This is a genomic window from Bacteroides xylanisolvens XB1A (assembly GCF_000210075.1).
Lineage (GTDB): Bacteria > Bacteroidota > Bacteroidia > Bacteroidales > Bacteroidaceae > Bacteroides > Bacteroides xylanisolvens.
On sequence record NC_021017.1, the window covers coordinates 3,990,097 to 4,008,575 of the forward strand.

Sequence of the window (18,479 nt, forward strand, 5' to 3'; positions counted from 1 at the left end):
CAATGAAAAGGAGTATTTTTAAAGGAATGATGTGTTTGCTTCTACTGGGTGTGGGAGCAACATCTGTTTATGCACAGCAACAGCAACGCAAAGACACATTAGTCGTGGCACGCGACGGGACAGGGGAGTATCGTAACATTCAGGAAGCCGTGGAAGCTGTCCGCGCTTTTATGGATTATACGGTGACGATCTATATCAAGAATGGTATATACAAAGAAAAGCTGGTCATTCCTTCCTGGGTGAAGAATGTGCAATTAGTGGGCGAAAGCGCAGAAAAAACGATTATCACTTACGATGACCATGCTAATATAAATAAGATGGGTACCTTCCGCACCTATACGGTCAAAGTGGAAGGGAATGACATCACTTTCAAAGACCTGACGATTGAAAATAATGCGGCTCCACTGGGGCAAGCGGTAGCTCTTCACACCGAAGGTGACAGACTGATGTTTGTCAACTGTCGTTTCTTGGGAAATCAGGATACTATTTATACAGGAACCGAAGGAGCGCGCCTTCTATTCACGAATTGCTATATCGAGGGAACTACCGATTTTATTTTTGGCCCTTCCACCGCTCTATTCGAATATTGTGAACTGCATAGTAAACGTGATTCGTATATCACTGCCGCTTCCACTCCTCAAAGTGAAGAATTCGGTTATGTTTTCAAAAACTGTAAGTTGACAGCCGCTCCGGGAGTGAAAAAAGTATATTTGGGTCGTCCGTGGCGTCCTTATGCGGCAACGGTCTTTATCAATTGTGAGTTTGGTAATCATATCCGTCCCGAAGGATGGCACAATTGGAAGAATCCGGAGAACGAAAAGACAGCCCGTTATGCCGAATTCGGAAATACGGGTGCGGGCGCAGATACTTCCGGGCGTGTGGCATGGGCTAAACAGTTGACAAATAAGGAGGCAATGAAGTATACTCCGCAAAATATCTTTAAGGAAAGCAGTAATTGGTATCCCTATAAATAAAAATACGTAGGTTTTCCGACTGTTTATGCAGCTTGAAATTTTTGTTTCCGGGCTTGGCTCTTTGCTTTCCCTAGCTTAAAACTCCTGTTCCAAGGCAGGAAACTGCAGTTTCCCTATGTGGGAACTGTCGTTTCTCTACGTGGAAACTAGCGTTTCTTCCCGGGGAAACTGTAGTTCCTATGCGTGGAAACTGAATTTGCCTGTGTGCAAAACAGGATTATATAAGGTGTTGCAGATAAACATCTGCAACGGTATCTGCAACAGTATCTGCAACGCTGCAATCAGTTGATTGCAAGTAAGATACAAGCAAAACGTTGCAGGTGGCAGATAAAAACAAAAAATAAAACTCGTAGGAGGGGATGAAGAATATGAAAACACTTAGGGTTAAAATGGTAGGGCTACTTGCAACGGCTCTTATTCTTTTTTCTGCATTTCGTGCAGACAAACCGGTCATCACTATCTTTATGATAGGTGATTCGACAATGGCTAACAAGAAAATAGACGGAGGAAATCCCGAACGTGGTTGGGGAATGGTACTTCCCGGATTCTTCTCCGAAGACATACGGATAGACAATCATGCCGCCAACGGTCGAAGTTCCAAGAGCTTTATCAGCGAAGGACGCTGGGAAAAAGTAATTTCTAAAGTGAAAAAAGGAGATTATGTCTTTATCCAGTTCGGCCATAATGATGAGAAAGCAGACTCTACCCGTCACACCGATCCGGGCAGTACTTTTGATGAAAATCTTCGTCGGTATGTGAATGAAACCCGCGCCAAAGGTGGAATTCCGGTGTTGTTCAACTCTATCGTCCGTCGAAACTTCGTACAGCCGAAGGATGATGCCATCGCAAAAGATGTCCGCCGCACACCGGGGGAAAAGGAACAACCGAAAGAGGGAACCGTTTTATTCGATACGCATGGTGCCTATCTGGATGCTCCCCGCAATGTGGCAAAAGAACTGGGAGTGACTTTTATCGACATGAACAAGATTACTCATGACCTGGTGCAGGGACTTGGACCAGTAGAATCAAAGAAACTATTTATGTTTGTCGAACCCAATCAGGTGCCGGCTTTCCCGAAAGGTCGTGAAGACAATACTCACTTAAACGTATACGGAGCACGAACAATTGCCGGACTGGCAGTAGATGCCATCGGCAAGGAAATTCCGGAACTGGCGAAATATATCCGTCAATTCGATTATGTAGTGGCCCAAGACGGTAGCGGTGATTTCTTTACCGTGCAGGAAGCTATCAATGCTGTTCCCGATTTTCGCAAAGACGTTCGTACCACTATCCTGATTCGTAAAGGAACTTATAAAGAGAAACTCATCATCCCCGAATCCAAGATTAATATCTCTTTGATTGGAGAAGACGGTGCGATACTGACTTATGACGGTTTTGCAAACAAAAAAAATGTATTCGGTGAGAACATGGGAACTTCCGGTTCGTCCAGCTGTTACATCTATGCCCCCGATTTTTATGCGGAGAATATCACATTCGAGAACTCATCAGGTCCCGTAGGACAAGCAGTTGCCTGTTTCGTATCTGCCGATCGTGTCTATTTTAAGAACTGTCGTTTCCTCGGCTTCCAGGATACCCTCTATACATACAGCAAGCAAAGCCGCCAATATTATGAAGACTGCTACATCGAAGGAACGGTAGATTTTATCTTCGGTTGGTCTACGGCTGTTTTCAACCGTTGCCACATTCATAGCAAACGGGATGGTTATGTCACCGCTCCCTCTACTGATAAAGGTAAAAAATATGGCTATGTATTCTATAATTGCAAACTGACTGCGGAACCGGAAGCCACAAAAGTGTATCTGTCCCGTCCCTGGCGTCCGTATGCACAAGCTGTATTCATCCGTTGCGAATTGGGGAAACACATTCTTCCCGTTGGCTGGAACAACTGGGGCAAGAAGGAAAACGAGAAAACTGTCTTTTATGCCGAATATGAAAGTCGGGGCGAAGGAGCCCATCCGAAAGCGCGCGCTGGTTTTTCCCAACAATTGAAGAATCTGAAAGGATATGAGATAAATGCAGTTTTGGCAGGAGAAGACGGATGGAATCCGATAGAGAACGGAAATAAACTGATAACGGTAAAGCGTTGATCTGACGAACAGATATGATTGTTTACTCAAGTTTCGGAAGTAGTTTAATAGGCTGAAAGCCTTCTATTATATAGCGTAGGGCATTGCCCTACGTGATAGGTATACACCAAACATAAGCCCTGAAAGGGCGGAACTGCATATGCTCAACTGGTACACTGCTTTATTGAGCTGGTACAACTTTATCGATCTGGTACAACTGATAGTCAATATGCCCCTACAATGGAACAAAAATTAAGCTAATTCACCTCTGCAATGAAACAAAAAATGAGTAAATTCACCCCTGCAATGAAACAAATTTGTATATTTGTAACTGTAAATAAACAAATTACGATATGTTTGAACGAAGGATACAGAATCAGTTGCATGAGTGGGCAGAGAAAAATAATAGAAAACCTCTGATATTGAGAGGAGCCCGCCAAGTAGGGAAGACCACTATTGTTGAGCAGTTTGGCAAAGAATTTGATAATTTCCTGTCTTTAAATCTTGAAAAGAAAGAGGCAAAGGATTTGTTTGAGTCTACTGATGATGTAAAGATGCTGCTGCCTTTATTGTTTTTGTATGATAATAAGCCGCAGAGGCCGGGACGAACCCTGCTTTTTATCGACGAGATACAGTCGTCGCCACAAGCTGTTGCATTGTTGCGGTACTTTTACGAGGAATTGCCGGAGTTGTATGTTATTGCAGCAGGTTCTCTTCTGGAAAATATGTTGGACAAACACATCTCGTTGCCTGTAGGACGGGTGGAGTATATGGCTTTGCATCCGTGTTCCTTTATTGAGTTTCTTCAGGCAATAGGAGAGGGACGGTTTGTAGATTGGATTTTGGAAGCACGCTTGCCGGAGGCTTTCCATCAACAATTAATGCTACTTTTTAATAGTTATGCACTGATAGGCGGGATGCCCGAAATTGTAGCGAGGTATGCTGCCAACCGGGATGTTGTATCCTTGTCCGATACTTACAATCAACTGCTAAATGCCTACAAGAATGATGTGGAAAAGTATGCGGAGACAAACACGCAAGCTGCGGTGATTCGTTACATACTGGAAGAAGGTTGGGGATATGCAGGGCAAGCTGTCACTTTAGGAGGATTTGCACAGTCCGCTTACAAAGCCCGTGAAACGGGCGAGGCTTTCCGTACTCTGGAAAAAGCATTGTTGCTGGAGTTGGTATATCCTACCACTCATACGATAATGCCAGCTACCACAGATTTGAAACGCGCTCCTAAATTGATCTGGCTGGATACAGGACTAGTAAATTATGCGGCTGAAATACAAAAAGAATATCTTCTTAGTAAAGATTTGACGGATACATGGAGAGGTATGGCTGCCGAACAAATCGTTGCGCAGGAATTAAAAGCTCTTTCCAACGAAGTAGGTAAGAAGCAAAAGTTTTGGGTACGGGCTAAAAGGGGGAGTTCTGCAGAAGTGGACTTTGTATACATATATGGCGGGAAAATCATTCCAATTGAAGTGAAAAACGGACACAACGCCCACTTAAAATCCATTCATCAGTTTATGAATGAAACGGAGCATGATTTGGCAGTTCGAATCTGGTCGGGGAATTATGCTATAGACGAAGTTACTACTAATGAAGGAAAACATTTCAAACTTATCAACCTTCCTTTTTACATGATAGCCGCATTGCCTAATATTTTAAAAAAAATAGAGACATAAGTCATGTTGGCCCGATTCTGTTAAATAGCCGCTAAAGATTGCATGATACTACAAGTATTTTTCTATCTTTACGCCACAGAACCGAGTGATATGATGAAGAAAACCTTAATTTCAGTAATTCTTTTGTTAGCTGTTGTGTTCTCAACATACGCGCAACAGCACTGTTTTTTCACCCACTATTCTACTGAAGATGGATTATCCCAAAATACGGTGATGAACATCTTGCAGGATCACAAAGACAACCTTTGGTTTGCCACCTGGGATGGTATCAACCGTTTCAACGGTTATACCTTCAAAACATACAAGGCCCGTCAGGGAAACTACATCAGTCTGACCAATAACCGCGTAGACCGTATGTATGAAGATCGTTACGGCTTTCTGTGGTTGCTGACCTATGACAACCGTGTCCATCGTTTCGACCCGAAGACAGAGACATTCGAGCAAGTGCCTGCTGCCGGAGAAGAGGGGAGTGCTTTCAATGTGCATACCATTGAAGTGATGCCGAACGGAACCGTCTGGCTGCTGACAGAAAACGACGGAGCCATCCGCATCCTGACGCATCCGGATGAGAATAATCGCTTGACATGGGATATTTATTCCAGCAAGACAGAACTGTTTCCTTCTTTACATGTATTCAAAGTTCATCAGGATAAAGCCGGCAATGACTGGTTGCTGACGGATAATGGCCTCGGTATGATCCATCCCGGAAAGAAAGAGCCGGATTCTTATTTTACGGAGACAAAAGGAAAGTTTGGCGGAATGAATCAGGCTTTCTATGCTGTGCAGGAACGCGATAAAGATATTTGCTTCGCCTCGGATCATGGACGCATCTGGTCTTATCAGAAAGAAAGCGGAGAGTTTACGTTGATCGAGCTTCCCACAAAAGGACAGATCACCTCCATTCATCCCATTGCACCGGACGTATCCGTTATTACTACCGATTCGGATGGCTTCTTTACTTACAACCTGCGAACAAAAACAAACGCACATTACTCGTTCCTGACTTGTAAGGCGTTACCCGCAAAGCCGATCCTTTCTGCATACGTAGACCGTTCTTCGGAAGTGTGGTTCGAACAGGAAGAACCGGGTGTTGTAGCTCATTTTAATCCCTCGACCGGAGTGGTGACCCGTGAACAAATTCCAATAGAATATAGTAATCCCGAACGTTCCCGTCCGGCTTTTCATATCCATGAAGACGTAAACGGTTATCTTTGGGTACATCCTTACGGAGGAGGTTTCTCTTACTTCGATCCTCAAAAAAAATGCTTGGTTCCTTTCTATAACGGACTGGGTAGCCGTGACTGGCGTTTTTCCAATAAGATTCATTCGGCCTTTTCCGACAAACAAGGTAATCTGTGGCTTTGTACCCACTCTAAAGGATTGGAGAAGGTGACTTATCGAAATGTACCCTTTGCGATGATGACCCCTATGCCTCATGAACACGAATCGTTGCATAATGAGGTGCGTGCCCTGTGTGAAGATAAACTGGGCAATTTGTGGGTTGGCTTGAAAGACGGTATACTTCGTATATATGATGCCGGCAAAACTTATAAAGGATACCTCACCGAAAACGGCACGATCTCTACCATCGGTACTCCCATGTTGGGAACCGTTTATTTTGTTATTCAGGATTCAAAAGGAATCATCTGGATTGCGACAAAAGGAGACGGCCTTGTTCGTGCCGAGCCGACTTCTTCCAACGGAATGTCTTATAAGTTGACCCGTTATCTTCATCGTGAAGATGATATGTACAGTTTGAGCGATAATAATGTATATTGCGTCTATGAAGATCATTATGGTCGTATCTGGCTGGCAACTTTTGCCGGAGGTATCAATTATATCACGGAGAATGAAGCTGGAAAGACATTGTTTATCAATCACCGGAACAACCTGAAAGGTTATCCCATCGATCCTTGTTACAAAGCTCGTTTCATCACTTCCGATAACAACGGACGCTTGTGGGTAGGAACAACTACGGGTGCCGTTGCTTTTGATGAGAACTTTAAGAAACCGGAGGATGTGAAGTTCTATCATTTCTCCCGTATGCCGAATGATACGCAAAGTTTGAGTAATAATGATGTCCATTGGATTATCTCCACCAAGAAAAAGGAACTTTACCTGGCTACTTTCGGCGGCGGACTCAACAAACTGGTATCTATCAGTAAAGACGGTCACGGAGAGTTCAAGTCATATTCCGTATTGGATGGTCTTCCTTCCGATGTCCTGCTTTCCATCCGTGAAGATAGTAAGCAGAATCTATGGATTAGTACAGAGAATGGAATTTGTAAGTTCATCCCCTCTGAAGAACGTTTTGAAAGTTATGACGAGCGTAGTATCACTTTCCCCGTACGTTTTAGTGAAGCTGCTTCGGCATTAACTGCTAAAGGAAGCATGCTTTTCGGTGCCAGCGGCGGAGTCTTTATATTTAATCCTGACTCTATTCGTAAGAGCAGCTATATCCCGCCTATCGTATTCTCCAAACTGACAGTGGCTAATGAGGACATTACCCCCGGCGGCAACTCATTGTTGAAAGTGGATATTGACGACGCTGATAAATTGGTTCTTTCGCATCAAGAGAATATTTTCTCCGTTCATTTCGCGGCACTCGATTATACTAATCCGCAAAATATACAGTATGCTTATATTCTCGATGGATTTGAAAAACAGTGGACCTTTGCCGATAAACAGCGTAGCGTGACTTATACAAATCTTCCGAAAGGAGAGTATGTGCTTCGCGTCCGTTCTACTAATAGCGATGGTGTGTGGGTGGATAACGAACGTATCTTGGATATTGTCATTCTGCCTTCTTTCTGGGAAACGCCGATAGCATACGTGCTTTATATACTTTTTATTCTGATTATTATTCTTGTGGCCGTTTATATCCTGTTCACCATTTACCGGTTGAAGCATGAAGTGTCGGTCGAACAGCAGATTTCGGATATAAAACTGCGCTTCTTTACGAATATATCCCATGAGTTGCGTACTCCGCTTACGTTGATAGCAGGTCCGGTAGAGCAGGTCTTGAAGAATGATAGATTGCCGGCTGATGCCCGCGAACAGTTGGTGGTGGTTGAACGGAACACCAGCCGTATGCTTCGTCTTGTCAATCAGATATTGGACTTCCGTAAGATTCAGAACAAGAAGATGAAGATGCAAGTACAGCGTGTGGACATCGTTCCTTTCGTGCGCAAGGTGATGGATAATTTTGAAGCTGTGGCCGAAGAGCATCGGATTGATTTCCTGTTTCAGACGGAAAAGGAGCATCTTTATCTTTGGGTGGACGCCGATAAGCTGGAAAAGATTGTATTCAACCTGCTTTCCAATGCATTTAAGTATACGCCGAATGGCAAGATGATAACGATGTTTATTCGTGAAGATGAGAATACAGTTTCTATCGGTGTACAAGACCAGGGAATTGGTATCGCGGAAAATAAAAAGAAGTCCTTGTTTGTCCGTTTTGAGAATCTGGTGGACAAGAATCTGTTCAATCAGGCTAGTACGGGTATCGGACTTTCATTGGTGAAAGAGCTTGTGGAGATGCACAAGGCTACAATTTCCGTGGATAGTCGTTTGGGAGAGGGAAGTTGTTTCAAAGTCGATTTCCTGAAAGGGAAAGAACATTATGATAAGGAAACCGAGTTTATCCTGGAAGATGCGGAAGCTCCGGTAAGGATGGGGCAAGTGGTGGATATAGCCAACTCTTCCATTCAGTCTGAAACGCTGATACCCGATGATTCGGAGAAAATTGAAGCCGTTTATGAGGAAGATGCTGCGAAAGAAGAAAACTCCAAAGAACTGATGTTATTAGTCGAAGATAATCAGGAGTTACGTGAATTCTTGCGTAGTATATTTACTCCGATGTACAGGGTAGTGGAAGCTGCCGATGGTAGGGAAGGAGCGAATAAAGCATTGAAGTATCTTCCGGATATTATTATCAGTGACGTGATGATGCCCGAGAAAGACGGTATTGAAATGACGCGTGAACTGCGTGCGGATATGACAACCAGCCATATACCTATTATCCTGCTTACTGCCAAGACTACGATTGAAAGTAAACTGGAAGGATTGGAATATGGTGCGGATGATTATATCACGAAACCTTTCAGTGCTACCTATCTGCAAGCCCGTGTGGAAAATCTGTTGATGCAGCGTAAGAAACTGCAAAGTTTCTATCGGGATAGCCTGATGCATATCAATATGTCCGTTACTTCCGGCGAGTTGCCTGCGTCGACAAAGGCTATGGCTGAAGAGGAAAAAAAGATAGTGTCGGAGCGAGAAGAAGAGCAAACGCAATTACAGTCACAACAGCAACCGACCATTCCTGATATGTCTCCAAATGACCGTAAGTTTATGGATAAACTGGTGGAATTGATGGAGCAGAACATGGATAATGGAGACCTCGTAGTGGATGATTTGGTACGTGAACTGGCTGTCAGTCGTTCCGTGTTCTTCAAGAAGCTGAAGACATTGACAGGACTGGCACCTATTGAGTTTATCAAAGAAATACGCATCAAGCGTGCTACGCAACTGATTGAAACCGGAGAGTTTAATATGACGCAGATTTCATATATGGTCGGAATCAACGACCCGCGTTATTTTAGCAAATGTTTTAAGGCACAAGTGGGTATGACACCAACTGAGTATAAGGAAAAAATAGGCCGGTAATACGTAATAATAATCTTTTTGTTATTCTATTTTAGGATATAAATGATTTGAGAGACTATTCCTATGAACTTCTCAATTCATATATTCCAAACTCAAAGTGTATTTTATATGCTTTGTTTGTAAACGTTCATTTGCTTGGGAATGTATATAAAAAAGTAGGGCGAGTGTATATATTCAAATATACATTCGCCCTATCTTTTTATTATGTTTTTAGGTTAAAAACTATATTATTCACTGAACCATTGAGGGTCGCCTGCACGGTTCTTGAATAAAGCGTCTTTAATTTTGAAATTACCGTTTTCAGGATCTTCAAAGAGTTCGGCAGATGTTTTGCTATATTCGGTGCACATCGCTTGTGCCTCACTGTGCCATGCGCAATCGGTGGTATACCAGTTGTCGGAGGTCTCTTTAACGATACCCTTTATGCTACATAGTTTGTTTTTGGCATCGCTGCTACCACAGTTGGCGAATAAGCAATTTGTGATTCTGATATCATGTAGTTCCACTTTGTTTGCATCAATGAAGTGTTTTCCACTTTTTTGATCGCAAGCATAGAATGTACATTGATCGATATTGAATGTGATAGGATGCATTGTATTTTTTGCTGTTAGTGTAAATGTCGGTCCGTCGGTAGCTGCTACATTATTGAATGTACATTTACTGATATGAATGGAATTCAGATTTCCCGTCATGTCTTTAGTGTTGATGACACCATACGAACCGATTTCACTGAAGGTGGTATTAGTAAACTCTATACTATTGATGGAGCAATCCACACCGCCGCCTTGCACACGCAATATACCACGAGTTTTGGATACGTTGCATTTGTCGAAAGAGATGTTTACATCCGTTGTCATGGCATCCTGATTAATCATATAGTCGCCACTCTTACCGTTGTTGTAGAGGTTCATGTTATAAAACTTGATAGAAGTCGTATTTTCTGTGGCTGTCACTTCTTTGGGCTTGAAGTTAGGCTGTGTCCCACCGGAGGCGCCCCAGAAGATAATTGCATTTACCGATGCGGGAATGCTGAGTTTTTCCGTACGTTCGAAAGTGCTTCCAGCAGGGAAGACGAGTACTACATCTCCTTGTTGTTCGGCAAGAACCGCATCAATATCATCGCCCTCTTTCAGGTTGGCTATGTTGTATCCTTCCGGAAAGTCTTCTGTTGTTTCAAATTTACAGTTTCCTCTCAACTTCTGATTGTTATAGATAGAAACTTTGTAAGTGGTGGCAGCTTTGAGTCCTGTCAACGTAGCTTGACCAGCATTCTTCTCGTTGGCGGTGATGTCGCGGCGTGTCTCCTCTTCGGTAGATTCGATGAGGAAGTGGGTAACGTCCACTCCTGCAGTCCAGTGGATGGTGGCGTTCTTGCTGGTCACGTTGCTGCTGCTTTCGATAATTTGTTCGCTCTTCGTGGTGAAAGTGCCATCCTCCAAAGTGCACCATTTAGACGGTTGGGCAGATTCGGAACAGGAACGCAGACGCAAGTAATACGTCGTTTGCTCTTCTAGTCCTGTGATACTGTAAGGGCTGCTTGTAATGCCTTTGTCTTCTCCGTAGATGATAGAGCCTTCTTGCAGTTCGTCATTTGTAAATTCGTTTTTATTTACCTCTATGATATAGTAGTCGGTGTTGGGAGTTGCGTTCCAAATAACCTCTGCTTCGAATGTTTGGGGAGTAACCGCAAGATTGTTGCTGCGGAATAAGCGGTTGTATCGTTCGTCCGAACTCCAGTCATTACTTTTGTCGCAAGACGAAAATGAAATAACTGTTAAGCAAATGATGCTTAATAGCGTGTGTATATTTGTACTAATTTTCATAATAATCGTTTTTATCAATTAGAATCCGTATGAATTGGCTAATGTTCCGTTTGATTCTGAAATCGTTTTACTACCTAGTGGAATCAAATGCCTGTTTTTTACGGTCTTGTTCAGACCTGTGCTAACATAGTCCGTTAATCCCGAAAGGTTGGAGTCGTTGGAGGTGCTTCCGTCCTCTTTGAACACTTCTTGCTTTGTAGTTGCGTCTTTCTCTATCTTTCCATTTGGGAAAGTTCCCCAGCCCGGAACGTATTTCCAGTTGGGATCTGCGGCGTTCTTTATGGCATTCTTGACATCCAATTCGTTATTGATTTCGCTGACAAAGGAGGGATATTCATACCAGCAAATACTACTCATGTCGATGGAATATTCATCATCGGCTTTCATCTTATAGAATATGTATTTGGGAGCTATGGTAGTGAGTTGGCGGTAGTCTTCTTTGAATTGGTCGATCTTCTTAGAGAGTAATCCCCAACGAATCAAGTCATATTTGCGGACACATTCTCCGGCAAATTCCCATGCGCGTTCATCCACAATGGCGTTGAAGAAATCGTCACCTGATGAGATAGCAGCTACATACGCTTGTGCATTGGCTTTGTTGTCGAACGCGCGGCTGTGAACTTCTGTCAGTGCGGTACGGGCTGTCATGGCAGTTCCACCCAATGGATTGGCTGCATCAGCTCCATACAGTTCGTTCATAACTTCAGCATACATTAATAGTATGTCGGAATAACGCATTGCAATCCAGTTGATGCCATATCCAATTTTTGCATCGCTCGCACGGACAGCATTCAGCCATTCGTCGTTCATTTTGCGGATGTCCCATTTTGCTACATAGATACCGAATGGGGCGTTTTTCTGCATATTTTCTTTGATGTGCCCGTTTTCTTCTTTGAGTTCATAAGTGGCACATGTGATGTCACGACGCAGGTCAGAGTGGTCGAATGACCAGAAGAACGGAGCGGTTAATTTCACTTTTCCGCTTGAGTTTCCTTTAGCACCGTAGTAGCTGCTTGCACCGCTGATTCTCACGCCAATGGTATATCCCATTTCTCCGGATTTATTCAGACCGTGTGCTACTTCGTATAGGTTTTCTTTATAAGTATTGTCCAATTTCCGCTGGTTTACTTGGAACCATTGGTCTGCATACGAAGGATTCAACTTGTGTACACCGCTTCCAATAACAGCTGTCAGATGTTTCAGTGCACGTTCATACAACAGTTTTCTTTCTGCTTCTCCTGGGCGTTGGGTAGGGTATGTACCGTCAGAGCCGGCAAGTGTCTCATAGCCGGGTTTGGAGGATTCGCGGATACTGTAGCCGGCTTTGGCAAGGGCGATGCGGGCGAACAAGCCGTGAGCAAAACCTGCAGTGGCATGTTCGGTCGTATAGCCGGATTCGCCTGCCCAAGGGAGATAGTTTGCAGCTTCTTCCAAGTCGCTCAGCAATTGTTCCATGATGTCGTCTCGGTCGCTTTTGGTTACATATAAATTGGAACCGTCTACCTTGGTCGTTTCGAATTTCATTGGCAGGTCTCCATAGTTTTTTACAAGGTCGAAATAGACCATAGCACGGATGGTGAGTGCCTCACCCAAGAAATTAGCCATCTTGTTGCGTGCCGGATTTCCTTCTTGGAACAACTCGCTAGAACGGATTCCTTCTACGACAAGATTGGCGTCTTCAATAATGGCGAAACAGTTTTTCCAGTTGTCATCCAGTTTTGACCAGGAACCGCTGATGCTTTCTCCATTGTAATTACCTAAAGCGCGCTCACTGGATTCGGTGAAAGAAGCCGGTTTGTTAACGTCGGCATCTACTAGTTCAATATCTGTATTGAATCCGAAATTCAGAGGGATGCGGGCACCATAAGTATGGTCGAGGGTAAGCCCTGCATATACTTTGTTCAAACTTTGTTCTGTAAAAGTAAGCGAGTTGAAAACCATGTCGCCTTTGATTTCGGAAGGAGAGCTTTGATCTAAGAAATCGCTGCAAGAGGTGATGCTCAGTAACCCCATTCCTCCAATGATGTATTTTATAATTGATTTCATATATGTATCTGTTTTAGAATGTAACATTTATACCACCTACAAATGAACGGCTTTTAGGATAGGCCGAATAGTCTATGCCCGGAGTCATAGGTGTTTTGCGACAAGTGTCTACTTCCGGATCGGCACCGGAATATTTAGTGAAGCAGTAGAGGTTGTATCCTGTAAAGTAGATACGCACATTCTGCATTTGTAGTTTTTGTACGAAAACTTTCGGCAATGTGTAACCGATGGAAATGTTGTTGACACGCAGGAAGGCACCGTCTTCTACAGCCCAGTCCAAAAGTGGAATCTGTGTGATGGAAGCTGGGTTGAATATGCTGGCACCGGCATTTATTTCATTTAGACGGTTGATGGCATAGTCGCTTCCAAATTCGTTGATATAGCTTTTGGAAGTCATGTCCATTCCGTTGGCAGGGTCAATCCAAGTGTAACGTTTGCTAAGGTTGAATTCATTGTTCAGATTCCAATCTTTTTTTGTGTCACTATAGAATCCGGAAGCAAGTTTGGTAGCGTTGATAATTTTGTTTCCCAATGAATAGTTAAAGAATGCACTTAAATCAAAGCTCTTATATCGTGCATTGATACCGAAACCGCCAGTTATTTTCGGGATTGTATTTCCAAGGCGTTCTTTCTCGATTTTACCATCTGCATTTGCTTTCAGTTTGGGGGATCCAGGACCGAAATTATTGACTTTCATGCCCGATTCCGTCGGATTGACACGTCCTTCCTTAAGTTTCCATCCATTATCCCAAGTAAAGTCTTCTGTGGTATAGAAACCATCTAGTTTATAACCGTATACTTCACCCAGTCTTCCACCTTCTTCAATTAGGAAATCATCGATACCAGCGATTAGACTGCCGCCCCAGCCACTGCTTTGCCAGATTTTATTTGTAGGCAGTTTGTCAATTTTAGCTTGATTATAAGAAATGTTGAAGTTGAAATTCAGACCGAAATCTTTTTGGTCGACAAGGATAGCGTCTAAAGCAAGCTCAATACCTTTGTTAGAGGTTTGACCGAAATTCTGATATTGGAACTCATAACCAGCTCCTTTGGGGAGGGTAGTTTGCATCAACAAATCTTTGGTCGTGTTCCAGTATGCATCTAAGCTACCGGAAAGGCGTCCGTTCCAGAAGCCGAAATCCAAACCTATATTACGAGTGAGCGTTGTTTCCCATTTCAAGTTCGGGTTGGACAAGTTTTTACCTCTTTGCAGAACCACGCTGCTTGTATTGTTGAAATAGATATGTTTGTCTCCCGAACCTGCCAGTGAGTAAGTTGTTTCTAGCGACCCGGAGGGAATCCGATTGTTTCCTGCCGTACCGATGCTTAAACGAAGTTTTAAGTTGGAAAGCCATTCTTGGGAGTTTCTCATGAAAGCTTCGTCGGATATACGCCATGCTAAAGCCAGTGAAGGGAAGTATCCCCATTGATTGCCGGAGGCAAATTTGCTGGAGCCGTCTGCACGCATGGTGAAAGTCATCAGGTATTTATCGTTAATGGTGTAGTTGATACGTCCGAAAAAAGAGAGCAAGTTGTCTTTGATACCAATGTATGTATCTGTGGGAAGTGCCTGACCTTGTCCCATATTAGCAAGTACTTCTTTTATTGACATGTTTTTAGGGAAACCTACAGATGTCATTGTTGTTTTGTGGTCGTAGCTGCTGGATACTTCATGACCTAACATGACATTCATTCTGTGGTTCAAATTGAACATTTTATCGTTATTATATGTAACAGTATTGGCGTTTCTCCAGTTCTTGTTGATAAGTTTGGTTAATAACGCTTGGGGCATTCCCGGATTTCCATATTTACTGTTGTTTGTAGCTTCCACCCCCCATACTTGGTCAGTATTATTGTATTTCCATCCATATCCGAATTCGCTTCTGAATTTAAGTCCTTTTACGGGTTCCCAGTTCACTCCGGCATTGTAGTTTTGCTGGAAGCGGCTAACACGTTTGTAAGTCGCGTTCAATATTTCGATAGGCGTGTAACGTGCGTTATTAACGTTTTCATCATCGTCACTGCCGCCACTGATTAATTTTTCAACAGGAGCAAATACTACAGAGCGTGCATTTACAGAAGTGGTTGCACTTGATTGATTGTCGTCTGCACCGCTTCCGGTTCCTTTTACTTTTTGATAGGATAAACGGGCATTGAAGTCAAATGTTAGCCATTTGTTGATTTTTGTATTTATTTTAGCATTGATGTTGTCTTTGGCAAAACCTGAGTTCAACATGATACTTTTTTCGTCGTTACGTGAATAACTGATATTGAATTTGGTATCTTTGTTTCCACCACTGACACTAATATTGTATTGTTGTTGATTACCGGTGCGACCAAATATTTCTCCTTGATAGTCGGTGTCTGTGTATGATTTATAAATCTCCAGATCGTCAAAGGTGCCATAATTAAAACTTTTTTGGTCTAATTCTTGTTGCCACATCACAAACTCATACGGATTGAGTACATCGACCATCTTGGTCACTTTGCGCAAACCGTAAGATGCACCGAAGTTTACCTGCACCTTACCTTCTTGACCGGATTTAGTAGTAATGATGATAACACCGTTTGCACCACGGGCACCATAAATAGCAGTAGAAGAAGCATCTTTCAATACATCTACCGATTGAATATCTGTTGGAGCAATATCAGAGATACTTGATACGGGAAATCCGTCTACAATATAAAGCGGTGAATTATCTTGAGATAGAGAACCGCCACCACGTACGCGGATTTTTACGTCTGCATCAGGAGAACCTTCAGTCGTTGTGATAGATACACCAGCCATTTTTCCCTGTAATGCTTCTGATGCAGAAGATACCGGAATGGCAGCTATCTGTTTGGCACTAACGGAAGATACGGAACCAGTCAGATCCTTTTTTGCAACGGTTCCGTAACCAATTACCACAACTTCGTCCAATGCTTGTGTATCATCGGAAAGAGTGACATTAATTTGACTTTGTCCTTTTACAGCAATATCCTGAGTTTTCATTCCGATATAAGAAATTGTAAGGGTTGCTTTTGAAGGAACCTTGATAGAATAGTTACCATCTAAATCAGTAATTGTACCATTGGTAGTATTACCTTTCTCTACTACAGAAGCTCCGATGATCGGTTCTCCTGTTGTGTCTTTCACATTACCTTTTACGGTAATTGTTTGCGCTGATACGCCAAGCGATATCGCTGCAAATAGCATTAGCAGCCAACTACGCATGTTTTTCACTTTGTTAGACATTCTTTGCATGTTTATTAATTAATGGTTATTGTTTTGATTCTGTACTCACATTTAGAGTTAATTCCTCGGTACAAAAGTATATGAATGTGAATATAGATATGTGCAATATTTGTTTTTCACCTAGTATTTTTTGTTTTTTAATAGCCGGCAGGCATTTTTAGAATAGTTTTAAAACAAAAAATACACATGCTAGCTTGAAAAGCCTTGTTTTATCGATTTTAATGATTTGGAAAAACAAAATTTGAACAAGACTTTTCTTTATCCTGTCTACTTTTGTCCTCATTAATCTAATAATGTATGAAAATGGATATAATTCTAAGTAAATGGTGTTTGGCTATTTTGTTTGCTTTTGGAATTCTGGCGTGTACTGATGGTGGTGACGCAAATGAATTGCCTAAAGAACCTGAAGGGACTGGAGAAACTCAAGATGAAAAGATACCAGCTTTTCCTGGGGCAGAAGGACATGGACGCTACACAACCGGTGGGCGTGGTGGCGATGTATATATTGTTACTTCATTGGAGGACAAGTTGCAGAACGGAACTTTACGTTATGGTATTGAGAAATTAAGCGGAAAACGTACAATTATTTTCCAGGTATCCGGAACTATTCATTTAAACGGTGATTTAAAGATTAAGAATGGAGATTTGACCATTGCAGGACAGACGGCTCCGGGGGATGGTATTTGTTTGGCTGGTTATCCGGTTTTCTTGGAAGCAGACAATGTTATTGTCCGTTTTATGCGTTTTCGAATGGGAAATAAAGAAGATGTCAGTGCAGACGGAGCCGACGCCTTTGGCGGTCGGTATCATAAAAATATAATGATTGATCATTGTTCTATGAGTTGGTGTACTGACGAATGTGTTTCTTTCTATCAAAATGAGAATTTTACACTGCAATGGTGTCTTATTTCTGAAAGTCTGCGTTTAGGTGGGCATACGAAAGGTCCTCATGGTTATGGTGGTATATGGGGAGGTATGAAAGCTTCTTTTCACCATAATCTATTGGCACATCATGATAGCCGTAATCCTCGTCTAGGTCCTGGAGTTAATTCGACAAAAGAGAATGAAATTGTTGATATGCGTAATAATGTCATTTATAACTGGTGTGGAAACTCTTGTTATGGTGGAGAAGCCATGCATGTAAATATTGTGAATAATTTTTATAAGCCGGGGCCTGCCACTCCTACTGGCACTTCTAAACGTGGACGTATTATTGCCATTGACAAAAAAGTGAGTGATTCGGATAAGAAATCATATCCGGCCATTTTTGACACTTGGGGAGATTTCTTTATCCAAGGAAATGTGGTGGATGATGGGCAAATTAATGGTGCGGCTGATTACGATCGTTGTATGAAGGCTACAAAGGATAACTGGGAGTACGGAGTTTATAATCAGTTTGATAAAAAGTATGGAACGTTGGATGAAAGTACAAAAAAAGCTCTTAAACGTACTACTCCTGTAGAAACAGGTACTGTTACCACTCATGATGCCCGTATGGCTTTTGAGCGTGTTATGGATTATGCAGGTTGTTCTTTGCACAGGGATAGAGTGGATGAACGTATTGTTCAGGAGACTCGTACCGGGACTGCGAACTATCAGGGAATGAACGAGCACAATGGTCAGGGAGTTGTTGAAGGTATTGATTGGAAAAGCGTGGGGTATCCAAAGAAAGGTATCATTGATAGTCAGGATGATGTGATTCCTGTTGGAGAATCTTCAGCATGGCCTGAATTGGTACAAGGTGTTATTCTGAAGGATTCGGATAATGATGGTATGCCTGATGAATGGGAAAAAAAGTATGGTTTGAATCCGAATGATGCTTCTGACCGAAATGGTAAAACAGTAGATGAGGAAGGAACATATACAAATCTGGAGATGTATATGAATAGCTTGGTACAAAAGATTGTTGAGGAACAGAATAAAGGAGGAGTACAATAAATAAATTTGGTGTATTT

Annotated in this window: 8 protein-coding genes; 5 read left to right on the forward strand and 3 right to left on the reverse strand. The window is 42.5% G+C overall.

Going from position 1 to position 18,479, the window contains the following annotated elements; translation table 11 throughout:
* Nucleotides 1-2: 2 nt before the first annotated feature.
* The 4 genes from BXY_RS15320 to BXY_RS15335 all read left to right on the forward strand — a co-directional run bounded on the left by BXY_RS15320 (nucleotide 3) and on the right by BXY_RS15335 (nucleotide 9,420).
* Entirely contained in the window at nucleotides 3-974 is a 972-nt protein-coding gene (locus BXY_RS15320) for a pectinesterase family protein (RefSeq protein ID WP_004309409.1), read from the forward strand.
* Between the two features lie 359 nt (nucleotides 975-1,333).
* Nucleotides 1,334-3,082: a pectinesterase family protein gene (locus BXY_RS15325; RefSeq protein ID WP_208946824.1), complete on the forward strand. Its 1,749-nt coding sequence runs from the start codon at nucleotides 1,334-1,336 to the stop codon at nucleotides 3,080-3,082.
* Nucleotides 3,083-3,414: 332 nt separating this feature from the next.
* A complete protein-coding gene (locus tag BXY_RS15330; RefSeq protein ID WP_004315064.1) occupies nucleotides 3,415-4,755 on the forward strand; it encodes an ATP-binding protein in 1,341 nt (446 codons plus the stop codon).
* Between the two features lie 90 nt (nucleotides 4,756-4,845).
* On the forward strand, nucleotides 4,846-9,420 hold the full coding sequence (locus BXY_RS15335) for a hybrid sensor histidine kinase/response regulator transcription factor (RefSeq protein ID WP_208946825.1): 4,575 nt from the start codon (nucleotides 4,846-4,848) through the stop codon (nucleotides 9,418-9,420).
* A 227-nt stretch (nucleotides 9,421-9,647) separates the two neighbouring features.
* Here BXY_RS15335 and BXY_RS15340 read toward each other — a convergent pair whose 3' ends face one another.
* From BXY_RS15340 to BXY_RS15350, 3 genes are read right to left on the reverse strand one after another with little or no spacing between them, the layout of a single operon-like run.
* Nucleotides 9,648-11,243, reverse strand: a complete 1,596-nt coding sequence (locus BXY_RS15340; RefSeq protein WP_015532384.1) for a fibronectin type III domain-containing protein — start codon at nucleotides 11,241-11,243, stop codon at nucleotides 9,648-9,650.
* Nucleotides 11,244-11,261: 18 nt separating this feature from the next.
* Nucleotides 11,262-13,289: a RagB/SusD family nutrient uptake outer membrane protein gene (locus BXY_RS15345; RefSeq protein WP_055234949.1), complete on the reverse strand. Its 2,028-nt coding sequence runs from the start codon at nucleotides 13,287-13,289 to the stop codon at nucleotides 11,262-11,264.
* A 13-nt stretch (nucleotides 13,290-13,302) separates the two neighbouring features.
* Entirely contained in the window at nucleotides 13,303-16,524 is a 3,222-nt protein-coding gene (locus BXY_RS15350; protein ID WP_015532386.1) for a SusC/RagA family TonB-linked outer membrane protein, read from the reverse strand.
* Nucleotides 16,525-16,821: 297 nt separating this feature from the next.
* Here BXY_RS15350 and BXY_RS15355 point away from each other — a divergent pair, with 297 nt between their 5' ends.
* A complete protein-coding gene (locus BXY_RS15355; protein ID WP_015532387.1) occupies nucleotides 16,822-18,462 on the forward strand; it encodes a hypothetical protein in 1,641 nt (546 codons plus the stop codon).
* Nucleotides 18,463-18,479 lie beyond the last annotated feature (17 nt).

Excerpts from the sequence above, each read along its gene's own strand:
- BXY_RS15320 (WP_004309409.1), top strand. The coding sequence starts at position 3 with ATGAAAAGGAGTATTTTTAAAGGAATGATGTGTTTGCTTCTACTGGGT.
- BXY_RS15325 (WP_208946824.1), top strand. The coding sequence starts at position 1,334 with ATGAAGAATATGAAAACACTTAGGGTTAAAATGGTAGGGCTACTTGCA.
- BXY_RS15330 (WP_004315064.1), top strand. The coding sequence starts at position 3,415 with ATGTTTGAACGAAGGATACAGAATCAGTTGCATGAGTGGGCAGAGAAA.
- BXY_RS15335 (WP_208946825.1), top strand. The coding sequence starts at position 4,846 with ATGATGAAGAAAACCTTAATTTCAGTAATTCTTTTGTTAGCTGTTGTG.
- BXY_RS15340 (WP_015532384.1), bottom strand. The coding sequence starts at position 11,243 with ATGAAAATTAGTACAAATATACACACGCTATTAAGCATCATTTGCTTA.
- BXY_RS15345 (WP_055234949.1), bottom strand. The coding sequence starts at position 13,289 with ATGAAATCAATTATAAAATACATCATTGGAGGAATGGGGTTACTGAGC.
- BXY_RS15350 (WP_015532386.1), bottom strand. The coding sequence starts at position 16,524 with ATGTCTAACAAAGTGAAAAACATGCGTAGTTGGCTGCTAATGCTATTT.
- BXY_RS15355 (WP_015532387.1), top strand. The coding sequence starts at position 16,822 with ATGAAAATGGATATAATTCTAAGTAAATGGTGTTTGGCTATTTTGTTT.